Annotated in this window: 22 protein-coding genes; 15 read left to right on the top strand and 7 right to left on the bottom strand. The window is 67.3% G+C overall.

Annotated elements, in window-relative coordinates; genetic code table 11:
* The first annotated feature begins 7 nt into the window (after window positions 1-7).
* The 3 genes from holA to MLD63_RS03205 all read left to right on the top strand — a co-directional run bounded on the left by holA (window position 8) and on the right by MLD63_RS03205 (window position 2502).
* Complete coding sequence (gene holA, locus MLD63_RS03215; protein ID WP_255328399.1) at window positions 8-1051, top strand: DNA polymerase III subunit delta; 1044 nt, start codon at window positions 8-10, stop codon at window positions 1049-1051.
* Complete coding sequence (locus MLD63_RS03210; RefSeq protein ID WP_255328398.1) at window positions 1048-2220, top strand: TIGR03862 family flavoprotein; 1173 nt, start codon at window positions 1048-1050, stop codon at window positions 2218-2220. Before holA ends, MLD63_RS03210 begins: the two co-directional genes overlap by 4 nt.
* Window positions 2221-2286: 66 nt before the next feature.
* Window positions 2287-2502, top strand: a complete 216-nt coding sequence (locus MLD63_RS03205; protein ID WP_255328397.1) for a hypothetical protein — start codon at window positions 2287-2289, stop codon at window positions 2500-2502.
* 22 nt (window positions 2503-2524) lie between these two features.
* On the opposite strand, the gene MLD63_RS03200 is transcribed toward MLD63_RS03205, so the two are convergent.
* Window positions 2525-2953, bottom strand: coding sequence for a PaaI family thioesterase (locus tag MLD63_RS03200; RefSeq protein ID WP_255328396.1), 429 nt, complete (start codon window positions 2951-2953; stop codon window positions 2525-2527).
* A 143-nt stretch (window positions 2954-3096) separates the two neighbouring features.
* Between MLD63_RS03200 and MLD63_RS03195 the strand changes: the two genes are divergently transcribed.
* From MLD63_RS03195 to MLD63_RS03175, 5 genes are read left to right on the top strand one after another with little or no spacing between them, the layout of a single operon-like run.
* Complete coding sequence (locus tag MLD63_RS03195) at window positions 3097-3618, top strand: DUF2478 domain-containing protein (RefSeq protein ID WP_255328395.1); 522 nt, start codon at window positions 3097-3099, stop codon at window positions 3616-3618.
* On the top strand, window positions 3615-3875 hold the full coding sequence (locus MLD63_RS03190) for a sulfurtransferase TusA family protein (RefSeq protein WP_255328394.1): 261 nt from the start codon (window positions 3615-3617) through the stop codon (window positions 3873-3875). The genes MLD63_RS03195 and MLD63_RS03190 overlap by 4 nt, the downstream gene beginning before the upstream one ends.
* On the top strand, window positions 3875-4858 hold the full coding sequence (mbfA, locus tag MLD63_RS03185) for an iron exporter MbfA (protein WP_255328392.1): 984 nt from the start codon (window positions 3875-3877) through the stop codon (window positions 4856-4858). Before MLD63_RS03190 ends, mbfA begins: the two co-directional genes overlap by 1 nt.
* A 2-nt stretch (window positions 4859-4860) precedes the next feature.
* On the top strand, window positions 4861-5532 hold the full coding sequence (locus MLD63_RS03180; protein ID WP_255328391.1) for a nitroreductase family protein: 672 nt from the start codon (window positions 4861-4863) through the stop codon (window positions 5530-5532).
* Window positions 5532-6461 (top strand): AEC family transporter, encoded by a 930-nt coding sequence (locus MLD63_RS03175; protein ID WP_255328390.1) that lies wholly within the window; start codon window positions 5532-5534, stop codon window positions 6459-6461. The genes MLD63_RS03180 and MLD63_RS03175 overlap by 1 nt, the downstream gene beginning before the upstream one ends.
* Window positions 6462-6464: 3 nt before the next feature.
* Here the strand turns inward: MLD63_RS03175 and MLD63_RS03170 are convergent, their stop codons facing one another.
* The 3 genes from MLD63_RS03170 to MLD63_RS03160 form a co-directional block, all read right to left on the bottom strand.
* Window positions 6465-6800 (bottom strand): DUF2794 domain-containing protein, encoded by a 336-nt coding sequence (locus tag MLD63_RS03170; protein ID WP_255328389.1) that lies wholly within the window; start codon window positions 6798-6800, stop codon window positions 6465-6467.
* A 79-nt stretch (window positions 6801-6879) separates the two neighbouring features.
* Window positions 6880-7170: an I78 family peptidase inhibitor gene (locus MLD63_RS03165; protein ID WP_255328388.1), complete on the bottom strand. Its 291-nt coding sequence runs from the start codon at window positions 7168-7170 to the stop codon at window positions 6880-6882.
* A gap of 5 nt (window positions 7171-7175) precedes the next feature.
* Window positions 7176-7532, bottom strand: a complete 357-nt coding sequence (locus MLD63_RS03160; protein WP_255328387.1) for an I78 family peptidase inhibitor — start codon at window positions 7530-7532, stop codon at window positions 7176-7178.
* Between the two features lie 205 nt (window positions 7533-7737).
* On the opposite strand from MLD63_RS03160, the gene MLD63_RS03155 reads away from it, so the two are divergent.
* The 5 genes from MLD63_RS03155 (at window position 7738) to MLD63_RS03135 (ending at window position 14002) form a co-directional block, all read left to right on the top strand.
* Window positions 7738-9168 carry a Glu/Leu/Phe/Val family dehydrogenase gene (locus MLD63_RS03155; RefSeq protein WP_255328385.1) on the top strand — a complete coding sequence of 477 codons (1431 nt, stop codon included), beginning with the start codon at window positions 7738-7740 and terminating at the stop codon, window positions 9166-9168.
* A gap of 65 nt (window positions 9169-9233) precedes the next feature.
* The gene (gene gpmI / locus MLD63_RS03150; protein WP_255328384.1) at window positions 9234-10751 is read left to right on the top strand and encodes a 2,3-bisphosphoglycerate-independent phosphoglycerate mutase; all 1518 of its coding nucleotides are present in this window, start codon (window positions 9234-9236) and stop codon (window positions 10749-10751) included.
* Complete coding sequence (locus tag MLD63_RS03145) at window positions 10748-11926, top strand: murein hydrolase activator EnvC family protein (RefSeq protein ID WP_255328383.1); 1179 nt, start codon at window positions 10748-10750, stop codon at window positions 11924-11926. The genes gpmI and MLD63_RS03145 overlap by 4 nt, the downstream gene beginning before the upstream one ends.
* Before the next feature lie 19 nt (window positions 11927-11945).
* On the top strand, window positions 11946-13487 hold the full coding sequence (locus MLD63_RS03140; RefSeq protein ID WP_255328382.1) for a S41 family peptidase: 1542 nt from the start codon (window positions 11946-11948) through the stop codon (window positions 13485-13487).
* The gene (locus MLD63_RS03135) at window positions 13484-14002 is read left to right on the top strand and encodes an RNA pyrophosphohydrolase (RefSeq protein ID WP_255328381.1); all 519 of its coding nucleotides are present in this window, start codon (window positions 13484-13486) and stop codon (window positions 14000-14002) included. The genes MLD63_RS03140 and MLD63_RS03135 overlap by 4 nt, the downstream gene beginning before the upstream one ends.
* A gap of 83 nt (window positions 14003-14085) precedes the next feature.
* On the opposite strand, the gene MLD63_RS03130 is transcribed toward MLD63_RS03135, so the two are convergent.
* From MLD63_RS03130 to MLD63_RS03120, 3 genes are all read right to left on the bottom strand, one after another.
* Complete coding sequence (locus tag MLD63_RS03130) at window positions 14086-14334, bottom strand: GlsB/YeaQ/YmgE family stress response membrane protein (protein ID WP_255328380.1); 249 nt, start codon at window positions 14332-14334, stop codon at window positions 14086-14088.
* Window positions 14335-14438: 104 nt separating this feature from the next.
* Window positions 14439-15695 carry a lytic murein transglycosylase gene (locus tag MLD63_RS03125; protein WP_255328379.1) on the bottom strand — a complete coding sequence of 419 codons (1257 nt, stop codon included), beginning with the start codon at window positions 15693-15695 and terminating at the stop codon, window positions 14439-14441.
* A gap of 136 nt (window positions 15696-15831) precedes the next feature.
* Window positions 15832-16152, bottom strand: coding sequence for a DUF8846 family protein (locus tag MLD63_RS03120; protein ID WP_255328378.1), 321 nt, complete (start codon window positions 16150-16152; stop codon window positions 15832-15834).
* Between the two features lie 43 nt (window positions 16153-16195).
* On the opposite strand from MLD63_RS03120, the gene MLD63_RS03115 reads away from it, so the two are divergent.
* Window positions 16196-16666: a YbaK/EbsC family protein gene (locus MLD63_RS03115; RefSeq protein ID WP_255328377.1), complete on the top strand. Its 471-nt coding sequence runs from the start codon at window positions 16196-16198 to the stop codon at window positions 16664-16666.
* 52 nt (window positions 16667-16718) lie between these two features.
* The gene (locus MLD63_RS03110; protein WP_255328376.1) at window positions 16719-17543 is read left to right on the top strand and encodes an aldo/keto reductase; all 825 of its coding nucleotides are present in this window, start codon (window positions 16719-16721) and stop codon (window positions 17541-17543) included.
* Window positions 17544-17560: the final 17 nt, after the last annotated feature.

Genomic DNA, 17560 nt, shown 5'->3' with positions numbered 1-17560 from the left:
TCGTACCGTGCTTCTGAAGGGTGGCGAGATCGCGCGGTATCTGGCGCGACCCGACCCGACGCGTCCGGCGCTGCTGATTTTCGGTCAGGATCCGATGCGGGTGTCGCTGAAACGGGCCGAAGCGGTCGCCGCGCTGACCGGCCCCGGCGCCGAAGAGGAAATGCGCCTGACCCGCATCGCGGGCGCGGGCGTGAAGAAGGACCCCGCGCAGGTCATCGACGCGGTCAAGGAGGTCGGCTTCTTCCCCGGCCCTCGCGTCGTGTTGATCGAGGATACGCCTGACAGCGCCAGCGACGCGATCGCCGCCGCCCTGGATGACTGGCAGCCGGGCGATGCAGTCATGGTCGTGACCGCCGGATCGCTGGGCAAGGGCTCGACCCTGCGAAAGCTGATCGAGGGGCGGAAGGAGACGGTCGCCGCACCGATCTACGATGATCCGCCCGGCGAAGAAGAGGTGGCGCGCTGGCTGAAGGAAGCCGGCGTGGCCGAGATTCCGAACGACGCGATGCGCGATCTGATGGCGCTGGCCCGCGCGCTGGACCCCGGCGACCTGCGCCAGACGATCGAGAAGATCGGTCTTTACAAGCATGGCGACCCTACCGCGCTGACGCCCGAGGAAATCGCCTTGATGGCCCCGGCCACGATTGAGGCCGACGTGGACGAATTGATCCACACCGTCGCCGAAGGGCGGGCACAGGATTTCGCGCCGCTGATGCGTCGGGTCGAAGGTCAGGGCGTCGCACCCGTGACGTTGTGCATCGCGGCCCTGCGCCATTTCCGCGCGCTGCACGCCGCGGCCAGCGATCCCAAGGGGCCGATCGCCGGGCTGATGCGGCAGCGGCCGCCGGTCTTCGGCCCGCGCCGCGACCGGATGGCCAAACAGGCGCAGGCCTGGGGCACCCGCGTGCTGGAAGATGCCGTCCACGACCTCATCGAAACCGACCTGACCCTGCGCTCTTCCAGCCGGGCACCGCAGATGGCGCTTCTGGAACGGGTGCTGATCCGGCTGGCGATGATGCCCCGCGGGCAGGCCCGCCGGGCGGGCCGGTGACCGACGCGGCACTGGTCATCGGTGCCGGCCCCGCCGGGCTGATGGCGGCCGAGACGGTGGCGAAGGCGGGTTGCAAGGTCATCGTCGCCGACGCGATGCCTTCACCCGCGCGGAAATTTCTCATGGCCGGCAAGTCGGGATTGAACCTGACGAAGGACGAAGACCCAGCAGCCTTCGCCGCCAGGATCGACGGCTTTCCCGCGCTGGCGCCGGTGCTGGAGGGCTTCGGCCCAGCCGAGGTGATGGACTGGGCGCGCGGCCTGGGAATCGAGCTGTTCAGCGGATCGACCGGGCGCGTCTTTCCCACGGCAATGAAGGCCTCGCCGCTGCTGCGCGCATGGCTGGCGCGTCTGGAAAAGTCGGGCGTGGAACTGCGACCGCGCTGGCGCTGGATCGGACTAGAGGACGGATTTCGCTTCGATACGCCCGATGGACCGACGAATCTGCATCCGCGCGCGACGGTTCTGGCGCTCGGCGGGGCAAGCTGGCCAAGGCTCGGCTCGGATGCGGGCTGGGTGCCTATCCTCGAACAGGCGGGGGTGGGGATCGCGCCGTTCAAGCCCGCCAATATGGGCTTTCGCGTCGCGTGGTCCGATCCGATGCACCGGCATTTCGGCGCTGCGGTCAAGGGCACTGCCATCCACGCCGGTCCGCTGTCGTCCCGCGGCGAATGGGTGATCACGCGCCATGGAATCGAAGGCGGCGGCATCTACGAAATAGCGGCACAACTGCGCGACGGCGCCGCCGGCCATGTCGATCTGGCGCCCGATTTGAGTGTCGAAACCCTTGCCCGTCGCTTCGCCAGTTCGCCGGGCAAGCAGTCGCTGGGTAATCGCCTGCGTCGCGCGCTCGGCGACCCGGTTCGGGCGGCCCTGCTGATGGAATGGGGCCGCCCGCTGCCGGGCGAGCCTGCGCAACTCGCCGCGCTGGCCAAGGCGCTGCCGCTTCGCCACAACGGCCCGATGGGCCTCGACCGCGCTATTTCGTCCGCAGGCGGCATCCGGGCCGAAGCGCTGACCAAGGATCTGGAACTGCGCGCGCTGCCCGGCACCTATGCTGCGGGCGAGATGCTGGATTGGGAGGCACCGACCGGGGGCTACCTGGTGACCGCCTGCCTCGCCACCGGGCAGCATGCGGGTCACGCGGCGGCGCGCAGGGTCATGGGTTGAACCGGCAGTCTGCCTGACCTATCTGCCACACAAGGGAGGAAACCACGCCGATCCAAGGTTTCCAAGATGACGACCACAGCCACCAATATCTCGCACACAACCCGCCGCGGCCCCGGCCTGCGCGCAACCATCCGCAGCTTCTACGACGCCATCATCGCGGCGTTCGAGTGCCGCGACCGCATCTACGAATTGTCGCGGAAATCCGACGCCGATTTGGCCCGCATGGGCATCGCCCGTGGCGACATCCCGATGGTCGCCTATCGCGCCGCCTTCGGCGCCTGAGCGACGCGACCGGCGGGACGTCCTAGCCCTGCCAGTCGATCACCATCTGCGTCTGCGTGACGATCGCGGCAACCTTGCCGTCGTCGCGCAGGATGCGGGTCTGCCAGATCATCGTCGTGCGGCCGCGGTGCAGCGGTTCGCAGACCGCATGCGCCGTATCGCCCAGCCGCAACGGGCGCAGGAAATTCGTCTTGCTTTCCAGCGTCGTCGTGGACTTGCCCTCGGGCAGGTTCAGGAACGTGGCGGTGCCGCCCGCATTGTCGGCCAGCGCCATGATCGCGCCGCCGTGCAGCACACCGTTGCGGTTGGCCAGCGCATCCGTCACCGCCATCGTCATCTCGACCCGGTCGGGGGTCGCCTCGATCAGCCGCATTCCCAGATGACCCGCGAAGGCCGGCTGATCCTCGGCGATCCGCCGCCAGATCTCGCGCTGTTCCGAAGTCTTGTCCATGATCCATCCGCCGTTGCCCTGGTGCCATCAACCGCAGCCGACGGGGGTTGGCAAGGGTTGCGGGCGGCGCGCCAGCGGATAGGATCGGCGCGACGGCCTGTGCCGAAAGCTTCATCACACGTGACGACTGGGGACGACAGACCATGAGCAGGCTCGGATGGTTCTCGCTGCCCGCCACCGCGGCGCCCGGTGAGTCGGACCGCATGTTGGAAAACCTCACCATCCGGCTTGCGGCCGAAGGGATGCGGCTCGCCGGCGCGGTCCAGTACAATCTCGACACGCGGCCCGATTGCGCCTGCGACATGGAATTGCAGCTGACCGGCTCGGCGGGTCCGCGCATCCGCATCTCGCAATCGCTGGGGCCGGGCTCGTCGGGTTGCAGGCTGGACGTCGGGGCGCTGGAAACCGCCTCGGGTCACGTCATCGCGCAGCTTGGACGCAATCCGCAGCTGGTGATCCTGCCCAAGTTCGGCAAGCAGGAGGCGTTCGGCCGCGGCTTCTGCCAGCCGATCGCGATGGCGCTGGAGCGCGACATTCCGGTCCTGCTGCACGTCGCCCCTGAACAGCTCAGTGCGTTCACCGCCTTTGCCGGGGACCTCGCGGAACGGATCACACCTGCCGGTCTGGCGGCATGGTGCCGCACCGTCGTGGCGACACCCGCATGACCGACGCGGACACGGCAGAGGTCGTGGACGCGCGCGGCCTGCTGTGCCCGCTGCCGGTCCTTCGCCTGCGCAAGCGGCTGCTGGCGCAGCCAGTGGGCGGGACGATCCGCCTGATCGCCACCGATCCCGCCGCCTTGATCGACGTGCCGCATTTCTGCGCCGAGGGCGGGCACGCGCTGGAAGCGACCCGCGACATAGGCGACGGCGCGCGCGAATTCATCGTCCGGCGCGGCCCCGACCTGCCCGCGTCCGACTGATGCCACTTCTGACCCTCACCGCGCCGCGACGGCGGTTTTCCGACCTGACCGAGCAGGAGGTGCTGGCACTCGCCATCTGGTCCGAGGAAGACGACGCCCACATCTATCGCAACTGGGCGGACTTCCTGCGCGCCGATTATCCCGCCACCGCCGCGATCTTCGAGGGTATGGCCCAGGAAGAGGACGGCCACCGCCAGCGGCTGATCGCTGCCCATCGCGACCGCTTCGGCGACACCATTCCGCTGGTCCGGCGCGAACAGATCAGCGGCTATTACGCGCGGCGCCCGGCCTGGATGATGCAGAACCTGTCGCTGGCCGCGATCCGCGAGGAAGCCGCGCTGATGGAGCGCGACGCGGGCGCGTTCTACACCCGCGCGGCGCAGTCCAGCACCGATGCCGCGACCCGCAAGCTGCTGGGCGATCTCGCGTCGGCCGAACTCGGTCACCAGAAGCGCGCGGACGATCTGGCCGACGAACACCTGACCGACGAAGCGCGGGCGGACGAGGACGCGGTCTCGCGCCGCGACTTCGTGCTGACCTGGGTCCAGCCGGGGCTTGCCGGGCTGATGGATGGCTCTGTCTCGACGCTGGCGCCGATCTTCGCCACGGCGTTCGCCACGCAGGACACCCACACGACCTTTCTGGTCGGGCTGGCCGCATCGCTCGGTGCCGGGATCAGCATGGGGTTTACCGAGGCCGCGTCCGACGACGGCGTCGTCTCGGGTCGCGGCTCGCCCATCAAGCGCGGCATCGCATCGGGGGTGATGACCGCGCTCGGGGGCCTCGGCCATGCTTTGCCCTATCTGATCCCGCATTTCTGGACCGCGACGATCATCGCCTTTGTCGTCGTCTTCGTCGAATTGTGGGCCATCGCCTGGATCCAGAACCGCTGGATGCAGACGCCCTTCTGGCGCGCGGCGCTGCAGGTCGTGGTCGGCGGCGGGCTGGTCTTCGCGACCGGCGTGCTGATCGGATCGGGTTGAGCATGACCTACCGTCCCCTGCCGCTGCCCGACCGGGTGCAGACGTCGGATGCGGATTCGCTGGCCGCCGCGCAGGCGTTCCGTGATCACATGCGCCGCCGCCACAGCGTGCGGGATTTCGCGCCCGACTCCGTCAGTGCGGATGTCATCGCCGCCTGCATTCAGGCGGCGGGCAGTGCGCCATCCGGCGCAAACCAGCAGCCCTGGCATTTCGCCGCGATCCGCGATCCGGCGATAAAGGCCCGCATCCGCGACGCGGCAGAGGAAGAGGAACGCGCCTTCTATGCCGGCGGTGGCGGTGACGAATGGCTGTCCGCGCTGGAGCCGGTCGGCACCGGCCCGGACAAGCCGCACCTGACCATCGCGCCGTGGCTGATCGTGGTCTTCGCGCAGCGTTACGGACTGCGCCCCGACGGCAGTCGGTTCAAGCATTACTACGTCCCCGAAAGCGTCGGGATCGCCTGCGGGCTGCTGATCGCCGCGATCCATCACGCGGGTCTCGTCACGCTGACGCACACGCCAAACCCGATGCGGTTTCTCAACGGCCTGTGCGGTCGGCCCGATCACGAAAAGCCGGTGATGATCCTGCCCGTCGGCCTGCCCGCAGCGGATGCCACCGTTCCTGCCGCCGCCAAGGTCAAGAAACCGCTGCCCGAGATCATGACGCTCTTCTGATGCTGGCGGTGTTTCTCAAGACGCTGCCGTTCTTCGGGTTGATCGGATTGGGCTGGATCGCTGCGCGGACCCGCGTCTTTCCGACGGAAGGCGCGGTCTGGCTGACCCGCTTCGTCTTCTACTTCGCATTGTCGGCGATGCTATTTCGCTTCGCGGCGGGCCTCGATCTGGGCGCGCTCTTCGATCCGCGCTTCGTGATGGCCTATCTGGTGGGTTCTGCGCTGGTCTGGGCGATCGGCATGGCCGTGGCGCGATGGCGCGGCCTGCGCCTGCGCGAAGCGGCAATGGAGGCGCATTGCACCATGACCGGCAATACCGGGTTTCTGGGTGTGCCGATGCTGGTCGTGCTGCTGGGCGAACGCGCGGTCGGCCCGGTGCTGATGGTGCTGACCATCGACATGCTGGTCTTTTCCACGCTGATCACCATCATCATGCAGGCGGGGCGTGGGGGCGTTGCTAGCCTTGCCGGGATCGGGCGGGTGCTGGGCGGTGTCGTCGCCAATCCGATGATCCTGTCGATGGTCGCCGGCCTCACGGTCGCGGCGTCCGACCTGACCCTTCCCGCGATCGCGGATGAATTCCTGGTGCTGCTGGGCGCCGCCGCCACGCCGGGCGCGCTCTTCGCCATCGGGGCGAGCCTGGCCGAACGCAGCACCCAGCGTCCCGGGCCGGCGCTGTGGCTGTCCTTCGCCAAGCTGGTGCTGCACCCGCTTGCTGTCGGCATCGCCGCGTTCCTGATCTTCGGGGTGCCGCCCTTCGCGGCCGGCGTGATGGTGGCCGCCGCGGCGCTCCCGGTCGCGGGCAACGTCTACATGCTGTCGCAATATTTCGGGGTGGCGGTGCAGCGGGTGTCCGGCGCGATCCTGATTTCCACCGCGCTCAGCGTGCTGACCGTGCCGCCGGTGATCCACTGGATCCTGCAGGGCTAGATCCTAGTCGACCGCGCGGATCAGCTTCTTTTCCAGCACCCGAAGCACCGCCGCCAGATCGTGACCGCGCTTGAGGATGCGCCCATCCATGCCGATCACCGCGTAAGCCCCCTGCGCGCCGCGCAGCTTGGGCCGCTTCTCGATCCGGTAGAGCGGATGTTCGGTCGCCCGGCGAAAGACACTGAAGACAGCTACGTCGCGCAGGAACGACATCGCGTAGTCCCGCCACTCACCGGCGGCGACCATGCGGCCATAGACGGACAGGATGATCCCCAGTTCATGCCGGTCGAAAACGACGCGATCGGGGTCTGCGGAAAACGGCGGCGCGGCGTTCAGCATGACAGGATGGTGACACCGCGCCTGACCCGAGGCAACGAAAATCGCGCCGAAGGACGCAGCGACCGGCGGTTTGCCGCGATCAGTAGCAGGCGACCCGCTCGATCAGGCCACCCAGACCGATCTCGATGTTCAGACGCTCGGGGCTGTAATCGGCGGTGATCGCATCATTCGGTCCGATCACGCGCGTGCGCAGCGGGAAGGTCATGCTTTCCAGCACCGTTCCGCGCTGACCGATCAGACCCTGATAGCCCGACGCACCACAGGCATCCGACGCACCCGGTGCCTCGGGCTGCGGCTCGGGCGCCGGGATCGGCTCGCAGGCGGCAAGGGTCAGGGTCGCGACCGCCAGCAAGGGAAAGGACACGCGCATCACGTTCACCCGCAATCGACGTTGTAGATGTTGCCCGACGCATCCAGCCGGAAGACGATCCGGTTGGGGTCGTATTCCTGCGGCTCGATGCCGCGATATTCGACGACGCGATAGGTCTTGGAAATCCCCATCGTCGGGATCAGCGTACCCGGCTGGCCCAGATAGGACGTGTAATTCTTGGCGCCGCACAGGTCGGGTTCGCGCTCTTCCAGCCCGGCCACGCCGCTGACAGGGGTCACGGGCATCACGGGCTCTACCGCCGGGACGGGCATCGGCGCGGGAACGGGGGCGGGCGCGGGCACCGGCATGCAGCCGGCAAGGGCGGCAAAGGCGGCGATCGCGAAAAGGGTCGGTCTGATCATCGTGTCTGGTCCGCGTTGACGGTTTTTTGTCTGCTCCCGTCCAGCTATACGGGCGCGCTGCCGCCTTGCCTACCGGGCAGCGCAATCACAATACCATCATGGCGCCAACGCAACAGCACCGCGGCACGCCCGCGCAAAGAACGGGGTGGAAAAATCCGTTTCGCGCCCGCAGACTGGCCCTGACCGGAACAGGGGAGATCCGTCGATGACTGGCAAGCATTCGTCCTTTCGCGATTCCGTTGACCGCATGTTCACCCATGCGGTTCGCCACATGGACCTGCCGCCGGGGCTCGAGGAAAAGATCCGCGTCTGCAACTCGACCTATACCGTCCGCTTCGGCGTCCGCATGCGCGGTGCCATCCACACCTTCGTCGGCTATCGCTCGGTTCATTCCGAACACATGGAGCCCGTGAAGGGCGGCATCCGCTACGCCAGTTCCGTGAACCAGGACGAGGTCGAGGCGCTGGCCGCGCTGATGACCTACAAATGCGCGCTGGTCGAGGTGCCGTTCGGCGGCTCGAAGGGCGGGCTGTGCATCGATCCGCGCGAATACAACGCCGACGAGCTGGAACGCATCACCCGCCGCTTCACCTATGAATTGTCGCGCCGCAGCCTGATCTCGCCCAGCCAGAACGTGCCGGCCCCCGACATGGGCACGGGCGAACGCGAGATGGCGTGGATGGCCGATGCCTACAAGCGTCTACACCCCGATGACATCGACGCCCGTGCCTGCGTGACCGGCAAGCCGGTGTCCTTCGGCGGCATCCAGGGCCGAGTCGAGGCGACGGGCCGCGGCGTGCAATACGCGATCCACGAATTCTTCCGCCACCCCGAGGCGATGAAGGCTGCCGGACTTGAAGGCGGGCTGGACGGCAAGCGGGTGATCGTCCAGGGGCTGGGCAATGTGGGCTTCCACGCGGCGCAGTTCCTGTCCGACAATGACGGCTGCAAGGTCATCGCGGTCGCAGAACGCGATGGCGCCGTGATGAACCCCGACGGGCTGCATATCGCAGACCTCCAGGCGCATATCCGCGAGACCGGCGGCGTCGCCGGGTTCGAGGGCGCGACCGATTACAGCCAGAACAGCCTTGGCGCGCTGGAACTGGAATGCGACATCCTGATTCCGGCGGCGGTGGAAGGCGTGATCAACGCCGAGAACGCCGAGCGGATCAAGACCCACCTGATCGTCGAGGCGGCGAACGGTCCCGTCACCGCCGAGGCCGACGCTATCCTGAAGAAGCGCGGCGTGGTCATCATCCCCGACATGTATGCCAATGCCGGCGGCGTCACCGTGTCCTATTTCGAATGGGTCAAGAACCTGACCCATATCCGCTTCGGCCGGATGGAGCGTCGCGAACAGGAAGCGCGCACCAACATGCTGGTCAACGAGCTGGAACGGCTGTCCGCCGACAAGGGCTTGGGCTGGACGCTGACCAAGAACTTCAAGGACAAGTATCTCAAGGGCGCGAGCGAACTGGAGCTGGTGCGGTCCGGTCTGGACGACACGATGCGCGGCGCCTTCCAGAGCATGATGGAGGTCTGGAACAACGACGAGAAGGTCGAGGACCTGCGAACCTCTGCCTATATCGTCTCGATCCGCCGCATCGCCGAAAGCTATCAGGCCATGGGCTTGTGATCGCGGGCCCGGTTGCCCGCAGCACAGGCCGGGCGTAGAGAAGGGCGAACCGCGAAGAGGCCCGCATGACCAAGCCCGTGATCCTGTGCATCCTCGATGGCTGGGGCATATCCGACCGACCCGAGCAGAGCGCGCCGGACTGCGCCGAGACGCCCAACTTCGACGCGCTGATGCGCGACTGTCCGCACGCCACTCTGACGACCTTTGGTCGCGACGTTGGCCTGCCGACGGGGCAGATGGGCAATTCCGAGGTCGGTCACACCAATATCGGTGCCGGCCGCGTGGTCGCGATGGACCTGGGCCAGATCGACCTCGCCATCGAGGAAGGCAGCTTCCGCAAGAACGAAGGTCTGGGCGGTTTCGTCGCCAAGCTGCGCGAGACCGGCGGCACCGCGCATCTGATGGGCGTCATCTCGGACGGCGGTGTTCACGGCCACATCATGCACGTGCAGGCGGCGGTGAACGCGCTCACCGATGCGGGCATCCCTGTCGTGCTGCACGCGATCACCGACGGTCGCGACGTGGCGCCGAAATCGGCGATGGGCTTCATCACCGAAATGGCCGGCAACATGCCCGACGGCGCGACGATCGGGACCGTGATCGGGCGCTATTACGCGATGGACCGCGACAACCGCTGGGACCGCGTCGCGCGCGCCTTCCGCGCCATCGTCCGCGCCGAGGGTCAGGCCGCGCCGGACGCGCCCCATGCCGTCGAAGCCGCCTACGAACGCGGCGAAACCGACGAGTTCATCGCCCCGACCATCATCGGCGACTATACCGGCGCCAAGGACGGCGACGGCTTCTTCTGCCTCAACTTCCGCGCCGACCGGGCGCGCGAAATCCTCGCCGCGCTGGCCCAGCCGGGTTTCGAGGGGTTCGAGACCGGACCGCGCCCCGCCTGGTCGGGAATGCTGGGCATGGTCGATTACTCGCAGACCCACAGCACCTACATGAACGCGGCCTTTCCCAAGCGGCAGGTCGAAAACACGCTGGGTGCGTGGGTCGCAGCCAAGGGCCTGCGTCAGTTCCGGCTGGCCGAGACCGAGAAATATCCCCATGTCACCTTCTTCCTGAACGGCGGCAAGGAGGACCCCGAACAGGGCGAGGATCGCTTCATGCCCTCCAGCCCGGATGTCGCCACCTACGACCTGAAGCCCGAAATGTCGGCCGAGGCGGTGACCGACAGCCTCGTCGAGGCGATCGGCAAGGGCTACGACCTGATCGTGGTGAACTACGCCAATCCCGACATGGTCGGCCATACCGGCAGCCTGCCTGCCGCCACCCGCGCCTGCGAGGCGGTGGACGAAGGGCTTGGCCGCATGCTCGCCGCGCTGAAGCAGACCGGCGGGGCGGCGGTGATCTGCGCCGATCACGGCAATTGCGAGACGATGGTGGACCCCGACACGGGCGAGCCGCACACCGCCCATACGCTGAACCCGGTTCCGGTGATCGTCGTCGGCGGCCCGGACGGCGCCCATCTGCGCGACGGAATCCTCGCCGATCTGGCCCCTACCGTTCTGGACCTGATGGGGCTGGACCTGCCACCCGAGATGACCGGCAAAAGCCTGATCGAGACCGCATGAATCTGCCCCGATCCTACCGCGCCCTGTTGGCGGCGCTGCTGCTGGCCGTGCCCGTGACGACCTACGCCGCCCAGCCCGCCGCGCAATCCGCGTCCGACGCACAGGCCGCCGCCGCCGAACTGCGCGCCGCCATCGGCAAGCTGTCCACCGCGGTCACGGCCGACGACCAGGTGACTGCCCTGACAGAGGTGATCCGCGGCTACGAAAACGGGTTGTCGGCGCTGCGCACCGGCCTGCGCGAGGCGGCGGCGCGCGAAACCGAGCTTCGCGCCCGGTTCGAGGCACAGCACGACCGTCTGTCGCGGGTCCTGGGCGCGATGACCGCCTTGCGCGAGGCGCCCGAGACGCAGTTATTGCTGCATCCCGGCGGCGCGGTCGATACCGCCCGCTCGGCCATGGTGCTCGGCGCCGTGGCACCCGGCCTCCGCGCCGAGGCAGAGGCGCTGCAGGGCGATCTGGACGAGATCGCGATCGTGCGCGCGCTGGAACTCAGCGCCGCCGACATGCTGGGTGAGGGTCTCGCCGCGGTCCAGGAAGCCCGACGGCTGCTGGCCAGCGCCGTCACCGACCGCTCGACCATGCCCGTCCGCTATGCTGAAAACCCCGAAGAGCTGCAGAAGCTGGAAGCATCCGCCCAGAGCCTCGAGGATTTCGCCGCAGGCGTCGCCGCGATTGAGACTGATGTCGGCGCCCCGGTCGAGGATTTCGAGGCAGCGGCAGGCAGTCTGCCCCTGCCGGTGACCGGCAGCCTTCTGCGCAGCTACGATCAGGCCGATGCGGCGGGCGTGCGGCGCCCGGGCTGGATCCTGTCCACCGCGCCGGCCGCGCTGGTGACCGCGCCATGGCCCGCGACGATCCGTTTCCGCGGTCCTTTGCTGGATTACGGTAACGTGATGATCGTCGAGCCGCAGCGCGGCTATCTTCTGGTCCTTGCGGGGCTCGATCAGGTGTTCGGCGAGGTCGGCGATGTCATCGCCGCGGGCGAACCCCTTGGCCTCATGGGCGGATCCGAGGCACCGGCACAGGAATTCGGCGCGCAGTTCGTGGCCGACGCGACGGCAGGCGGGGGTGCGGGACAGCCCGAAACCCTGTATGTCGAGCTGCGCAAGGGCAAGGAAACGCTGGACCCGGCGGATTGGTTCGTGCTGAATCCGATCGTCGAGCCGGAACAATGAACGAAGGCAAGGTGGCAGGATGAAACATTATCTGTTGGCGGGTGTGGGCGGCGTGCTGGCCGGTGCGCTGGTCACGACGCAGATCGCCGGTCCGCTGATCGCGCAGGAAGCGGGACGGAACGCCTCGATCTACGAACAGCTCGAACTCTTCGGCAACGTCTTCGAACGCGTCCGGTCCGACTATGTCGAAGCGCCTGATGACAAGAAGCTGATCGAGGCCGCGATCAACGGCATGCTGACATCGCTCGACCCGCATTCCAGCTTCCTGTCCGCGAACGATTACGAAGACATGCAGACCCAGACCCGGGGAAGCTTCGGCGGCCTGGGGATCGAGGTCAGCCAGGAAGACGGCATCGTCAAGGTCGTCTCGCCCATGGACGACACTCCTGCCGCCGAGGCGGGCGTCCAGACCGGCGACTTCATCACCCATGTGGACGGCGAATCGCTGATGGGCCTGACGCTGGACGAGGCGGTGGAGAAGATGCGCGGGCCGGTCGGGTCCGAGATCACCATCACCATCCTGCGCGAGGGAGAGACAGAGCCGTTCGACCTGACCATGATGCGCGACACGATCAAGCTGACCGCCGTCCGCTCCCGGGTGGAGGGTCACGCGGTCGTCCTTCGCATCTCGACCTTCAGCGACGAGACGTTCTCTTCACTGGAAACCGAACTCGACAAGGCAGTCGAGGAAGCCGGCGGCATCGACAAGGTGACGGGCTTCGTCATCGACCTGCGCAACAACCCCGGCGGGCTGCTGACGCAGGCGATCGAGGTCTCGGACGCGTTCCTCGACGCGGGCGAGATCGTCAGCACCCGCGGCCGTCAGGAAGGCGACAGCGAGCGCTGGAACGCCGAGCCGGGCGACATGGCCGAAGGCAAGCCGATGGTCGTCCTGATCAACGGCGGTTCGGCCAGCGCTTCGGAAATCGTGACCGGCGCGCTGCAGGATCACCGGCGCGCCATCGTGGTCGGCCAGAAGAGCTTCGGCAAGGGATCGGTCCAGACGGTCATGCCCGTCACCTCGGACAGCGCGATCCGGCTGACCACGGCGCGCTATTACACGCCGTCGGGCCGCTCGATCCAGTCGCTTGGCATCAACCCCGACATCATCGTCGCCCAGCCCGCGCCCCCGCCCCCCGGCGAAGAGGAAGAGGGCGAGGATACTCCGCGTTCGCAGTCGAGCTTTGACCGCAGCGAGGCGGATCTGCGCGGTGCGCTAAACAACGACTCGATTAGCGATGAGGAACGCCAGCAGATCGAGGAGGAAGCCGCCGAAGTCGAGGCGACCGCCGCGCTGCGTGAGGAAGACTATCAGTTGGCCTACGCGGTCGATATCCTGAAGGGCCTCGCCGCTGTCGACTTCCGTGCGGGCGATGTAACCGCGTCGGCGACCCCTGCCGCCACCGGCGAGGATTCCGGGACCGAGAACGCCCCGGCCGAAGGCGAGGAAACGGTTCCCGAACCTCAACCCGAAGGCGGGGCCGATGCCGGGACCGACGCCGAGGCAGCGCCCGAGGACGGGACGGGTCAGGCGACCGGGACCGACGCGCCCAGCCAATGACCGAGGCGAAAGGCGCGGATCTGGGTCTGCCCGACCTGACCGGCCCGGCGGGCCTGCCCTACCGTCCCTGTGCGGGTGTGGTGCTGGCCAACCCGCAGGGACTGGTCTTCGCTGGACGTCGGATCGACAATCCCGGCCACGCCTGGCAGATGCCTCAGGGCGGGATCGACGCGGGCGAGACGCCGCGTCAGGCCGCCTTGCGCGAACTGGTCGAGGAAACCGGCGTCCGTGCCGATCTGGTCACGGTCGAGGCCGAGACGCCGGACTGGGTGACCTACGATCTGCCGCCCGAATTGCTGGGCAGGGTCTGGAAGGGCCGTTTCGGCGGACAGGCGCAGAAATGGTTCCTGATGCGCTTTCACGGACAGGACAGCGACATCCGGATCGACACCGACCATCCCGAATTCGACCGATGGCAGTGGATGAGTGCCGCTGATCTCGCCCACGGCATCGTCCCCTTCAAGCGCGCGGTCTACGCGCAGGTGATCGGGGCCTTCTGCGACCGTCTTGCGTGACGCCGCGGCCCTCCGCGTTATGATCGCATGAAGAAAGGCGGCGCCTTTCGGTGCCGCCTTTGTCGTCATCGGTCGCGCAGGCGTCAGAATACCTTTCGAGCGACCCAGATCAGAATGATCGCGCCGATAAGGCCTGCAAGCCCCTGCGCGATCCAGCTTCCGGCCTGCATGTTGATGCCGAACAGTCCCAGCAGCGCGTTCGCGATCACGGCACCGACGATGCCCATGATGATGTTGACCAGGATCCCAGTGTCGGCATCCATGATCTTGCTCGCGATCCAGCCTGCAAGACCGCCGACGATGATCGCGGCCAGCCAGCCCAAACCTTCCATGATGTTCCCTTTCCGTCTGAAATCACTGACCAATCAAGCCTCGCGGACCGAAAAAGGTTCCCGCGGGGCTTGCAAATCGCGTCAGGGTCCCGACGCGGGCCGGATCAGCGGCGAAGCTGGCCCAGCAGGATCGAGGTCGGATAGCCATCGGGCGTCGCGCCGATCGAGCGCTGGAAGGCCGCGACGGCTTCCATCGTGCCCGATCCGAACAGGCCGTCGATCTCGCCGTCGTAGAAACCCTTCTGGCGCAGACGAACCTGGATTTCCTCACGCTCGGCGGTGGACAGCGGACGATCTTCGCGCGGCCAGCCGCCCTGGATTCCCGCACGCCCCGCGATCCGCTCGCCCAGGAAGCTGACGCCCAGAGCGTAGTTGTCCGAGTTGTTGTAGCGCAGGATCGACCGGAAGTTGTCGAGGATCAGGAACGCCGGACCCCGTGCGCCCGCCGGCATGATGATCGAACCGCTGCCGCCTGGCAACGCACCGCCGCCGATGCGGCGCACGCCCATGCCGGCCCAGTCGGACCGACGCGTGCCCTTGCCGATCAGCCCCATGTTGAAGCCCTGCGGCAGCGTGACCTCGGCACCCCAGGGCTGGCCACGGTTCCAGCCGCTCCGCGCCAGATACGCAGCGGTCGAGGCCAGCGAGTCCGTCGGATCGTCCGACCAGATGTCGCGCCGCCCGTCGCCGGTGAAATCGACCGCATAGGACAGGTAGGACGTCGGCATGAACTGGGTGTGACCCATCGCGCCGGCCCAGCTGCCCAGCATGTGCTCGGGGTCGGTGTCGCCCGCCTGGATGATCTTCAGCGCCGCGATCAGCTGGTTCTGGAACATCTCGCCCCGGCGTCCGTCATAGGCCAGCGTCGCCAGCGACGGGATGATCTGCATCTTGCCGCGATTGGCGCCGAAATTGCTCTCCATCCCCCAGACAGCCAGCACGATCTCGCGCGGGACGCCGTAACGACCCTCGATGGCGGCCAGCGTGTTCGCGTGCCGCGCCAGCATCTGCCGTCCGGTGGTGATCCGCGCATCCGAGACCGCGCTGTCCAGATACAGCCAGACGGGGCGCGAGAATTCCGCCTGCTTGCGGTCCAGCCGGATCACTTCGGGATTGTAGCGCGCGATCGACATGGCCCTGTCGTAGGTCGCGGGCGACACGCCTGCCGCGATGGCGCGCGGCCTGAACGACGCGACGAACTGCATCAGCCCGGCCTGATCGCCCGGCGATGCCGCCGGTATCGCGGCCGGCGTGACCGACGCGGACGCAGCCGTATAGGGCGTGCGGCTGACCGGTCCCGCGCAGGATGCGAGGACGCTCGCAAGCGCGGTGAAAAGGGCAAGTTTGCTGATCGTGCTCATCGGGGTGCCTGTGATTGAGACTGCTGAGGGTGTTTTTTGTGCGCGCTTTCGTGAACGCGCCTTGATTTGCACGTGATTCTAACCGAACCACCCCCGCCTGCCTAGGCCAAACCCCCGGCGCCGGCGCGCTGTCGCCTCAGGCTTTCTTGTCGGCGTCGAAGAACGGCTCCATCTGCGCGATGATGACCGCGTTCTCGTCCCGCGCGCGGTCCATCAGGGCGCGTTCCTCGTCGCCGATCTCGTGACCCTCGGCCAGACGGTCCTCCAGCGTGCCGTATCCGGTCACGTCCAGCGGTGCCAGGTCGGCCTGCTTCAGCACCGCCACCGTCTCGCGCACCGCCTCGGCCTGATCCTTGCCCGAGGCATAGCACATAAGCGCCGCCCCGGTCACACCCTCGGGCAGCCCGTCACCCTTCTTGCGACCGACCTCGACCAGCAGCGTGAAGACCTGTTGCATCGTCGCCTGTCCCCTGTCATCCGATTGCGCAAGGGGATGAGCGATGAGCAAAAGCTTGGCAAGGGTAAAGGCGGCGCTGCAATCGGCCGGTGAGCCGGTCGACGTGCTGGAGATGGCCGAAACCACCCGCACCGCCGCCGACGCCGCGAAGGCTGCGGGCTGCACGCTGGACCAGATCGCCAAATCGATCGTCTTTCAATCTGAAGACACTGGCCAGATCGTCCTGTTCCTGACCGCCGGCGGAAATCAGGTCGACCCGGTCAAGGCCGCTGCCGTAGCCGACCACCCTTTGTCCCGCGCCGATGCCGACCGGGTCAGGTCTGAAACCGGCTTTGCCATCGGCGGGGTCGCGCCAGTCGGTCATCTGAAGCCGGTGACGGCGTTCTTCGACCCACGCCTGTCTGATTTCGCGCGCGTCTGGGCGGCCGCCGGGACTCCGCGCCACATCTTCGCCATCGCACCGGACCGCTTGCTGGCGATCACCGGCGCGAGCGTGGCGGATTTCACCGCATGACCTGCGCGCCCTCACTGGGCCGCGCCAATTGATCGACGAGAGGCGAGCCCAGATGACCCAACCGATGATGACCTTCAACGACGGCCACACGATGCCCCAGCTTGGCGCCGGGATCTGGCAGGTGCCGAAGGACCAGACCGCCCGCGTCGTGCGCGAGGCGCTGGAGATCGGCTACCGTCTGATCGACGGCGCCAAGGCCTATGGAAACGAAGAAGGACTGGGCCAGGGCCTGCGCGACAGCGGCATCCCCCGTGACGAGGTCTTCGTGACCACCAAGCTGTGGAACGACGCGCAGGGCCGCGACGCGACGCTCAAGGCGTTCGACGCCAGCATGACGCGCCTCGGCCTCGACAGGCTCGACCTCTACCTGATCCACTGGCCGGTGCCGAAGGCGGACCTGTATGTCGAGACGTGGAAGACCCTGATCGAGCTTCGCGACCAGGGTCGCATCCGCTCGATCGGTGTCGCGAACTTCAACGAAGATCACCTGCAGAGGCTGGTGGACGAGACCGGCGTCACCCCGGCCCTGAACCAGATCGAGATCCACCCGACCCTGATCCAGTCCGACATGCGCGCCGTGAACGAACGCATGGGCATCGTCACCCAAAGCTGGACCCCCCTGGGACGCGGTGATTTCGAAGCGCCAGAGATCCGCTCGATCGCCGAAACCCACGACCGGACCCCGGCCCAGGTCGTGCTGCGCTGGCATATCCAGCACGGACTGTCAGTGATCCCGAAATCCGAAAAGCGCGAGCGTCTCGCGGAAAACTTCGCCGCGCTGGACTTCGAACTGTCGCAAGCCGACATGGACGCCATCGACGCCCTGGACCAAAACCAGCGGACCGGTCCCGACCCGCAGACGTTCGACATGCGATAGGGCCGCCTTAGGCGGCT

It is taken from the genome of Paracoccus albicereus, assembly GCF_024359525.1.
In the GTDB taxonomy this organism is placed as follows: domain Bacteria; phylum Pseudomonadota; class Alphaproteobacteria; order Rhodobacterales; family Rhodobacteraceae; genus Paracoccus; species Paracoccus albicereus.
Note: the sequence above shows the minus strand (reverse complement) of the source record. Positions and strands in the feature narration are given on the sequence as shown.

Coding starts and splice junctions, on each gene's coding strand:
- MLD63_RS03155 (WP_255328385.1), top strand. CDS start 7,738: ATGACTGGCAAGCATTCGTCCTTTCGCGATTCCGTTGACCGCATGTTC.
- MLD63_RS03135 (WP_255328381.1), top strand. CDS start 13,484: ATGACCGAGGCGAAAGGCGCGGATCTGGGTCTGCCCGACCTGACCGGC.
- MLD63_RS03170 (WP_255328389.1), bottom strand. CDS start 6,800: ATGCTGAACGCCGCGCCGCCGTTTTCCGCAGACCCCGATCGCGTCGTT.
- MLD63_RS03195 (WP_255328395.1), top strand. CDS start 3,097: ATGAGCAGGCTCGGATGGTTCTCGCTGCCCGCCACCGCGGCGCCCGGT.
- MLD63_RS03110 (WP_255328376.1), top strand. CDS start 16,719: ATGACCCAACCGATGATGACCTTCAACGACGGCCACACGATGCCCCAG.
- MLD63_RS03190 (WP_255328394.1), top strand. CDS start 3,615: ATGACCGACGCGGACACGGCAGAGGTCGTGGACGCGCGCGGCCTGCTG.
- MLD63_RS03125 (WP_255328379.1), bottom strand. CDS start 15,695: ATGAGCACGATCAGCAAACTTGCCCTTTTCACCGCGCTTGCGAGCGTC.
- MLD63_RS03180 (WP_255328391.1), top strand. CDS start 4,861: ATGACCTACCGTCCCCTGCCGCTGCCCGACCGGGTGCAGACGTCGGAT.
- MLD63_RS03200 (WP_255328396.1), bottom strand. CDS start 2,953: ATGGACAAGACTTCGGAACAGCGCGAGATCTGGCGGCGGATCGCCGAG.
- MLD63_RS03120 (WP_255328378.1), bottom strand. CDS start 16,152: ATGCAACAGGTCTTCACGCTGCTGGTCGAGGTCGGTCGCAAGAAGGGT.
- MLD63_RS03175 (WP_255328390.1), top strand. CDS start 5,532: ATGCTGGCGGTGTTTCTCAAGACGCTGCCGTTCTTCGGGTTGATCGGA.
- MLD63_RS03205 (WP_255328397.1), top strand. CDS start 2,287: ATGACGACCACAGCCACCAATATCTCGCACACAACCCGCCGCGGCCCC.
- MLD63_RS03145 (WP_255328383.1), top strand. CDS start 10,748: ATGAATCTGCCCCGATCCTACCGCGCCCTGTTGGCGGCGCTGCTGCTG.
- MLD63_RS03115 (WP_255328377.1), top strand. CDS start 16,196: ATGAGCAAAAGCTTGGCAAGGGTAAAGGCGGCGCTGCAATCGGCCGGT.
- gpmI (WP_255328384.1), top strand. CDS start 9,234: ATGACCAAGCCCGTGATCCTGTGCATCCTCGATGGCTGGGGCATATCC.
- MLD63_RS03160 (WP_255328387.1), bottom strand. CDS start 7,532: ATGATCAGACCGACCCTTTTCGCGATCGCCGCCTTTGCCGCCCTTGCC.
- MLD63_RS03130 (WP_255328380.1), bottom strand. CDS start 14,334: ATGGAAGGTTTGGGCTGGCTGGCCGCGATCATCGTCGGCGGTCTTGCA.
- MLD63_RS03140 (WP_255328382.1), top strand. CDS start 11,946: ATGAAACATTATCTGTTGGCGGGTGTGGGCGGCGTGCTGGCCGGTGCG.
- MLD63_RS03165 (WP_255328388.1), bottom strand. CDS start 7,170: ATGCGCGTGTCCTTTCCCTTGCTGGCGGTCGCGACCCTGACCCTTGCC.
- mbfA (WP_255328392.1), top strand. CDS start 3,875: ATGCCACTTCTGACCCTCACCGCGCCGCGACGGCGGTTTTCCGACCTG.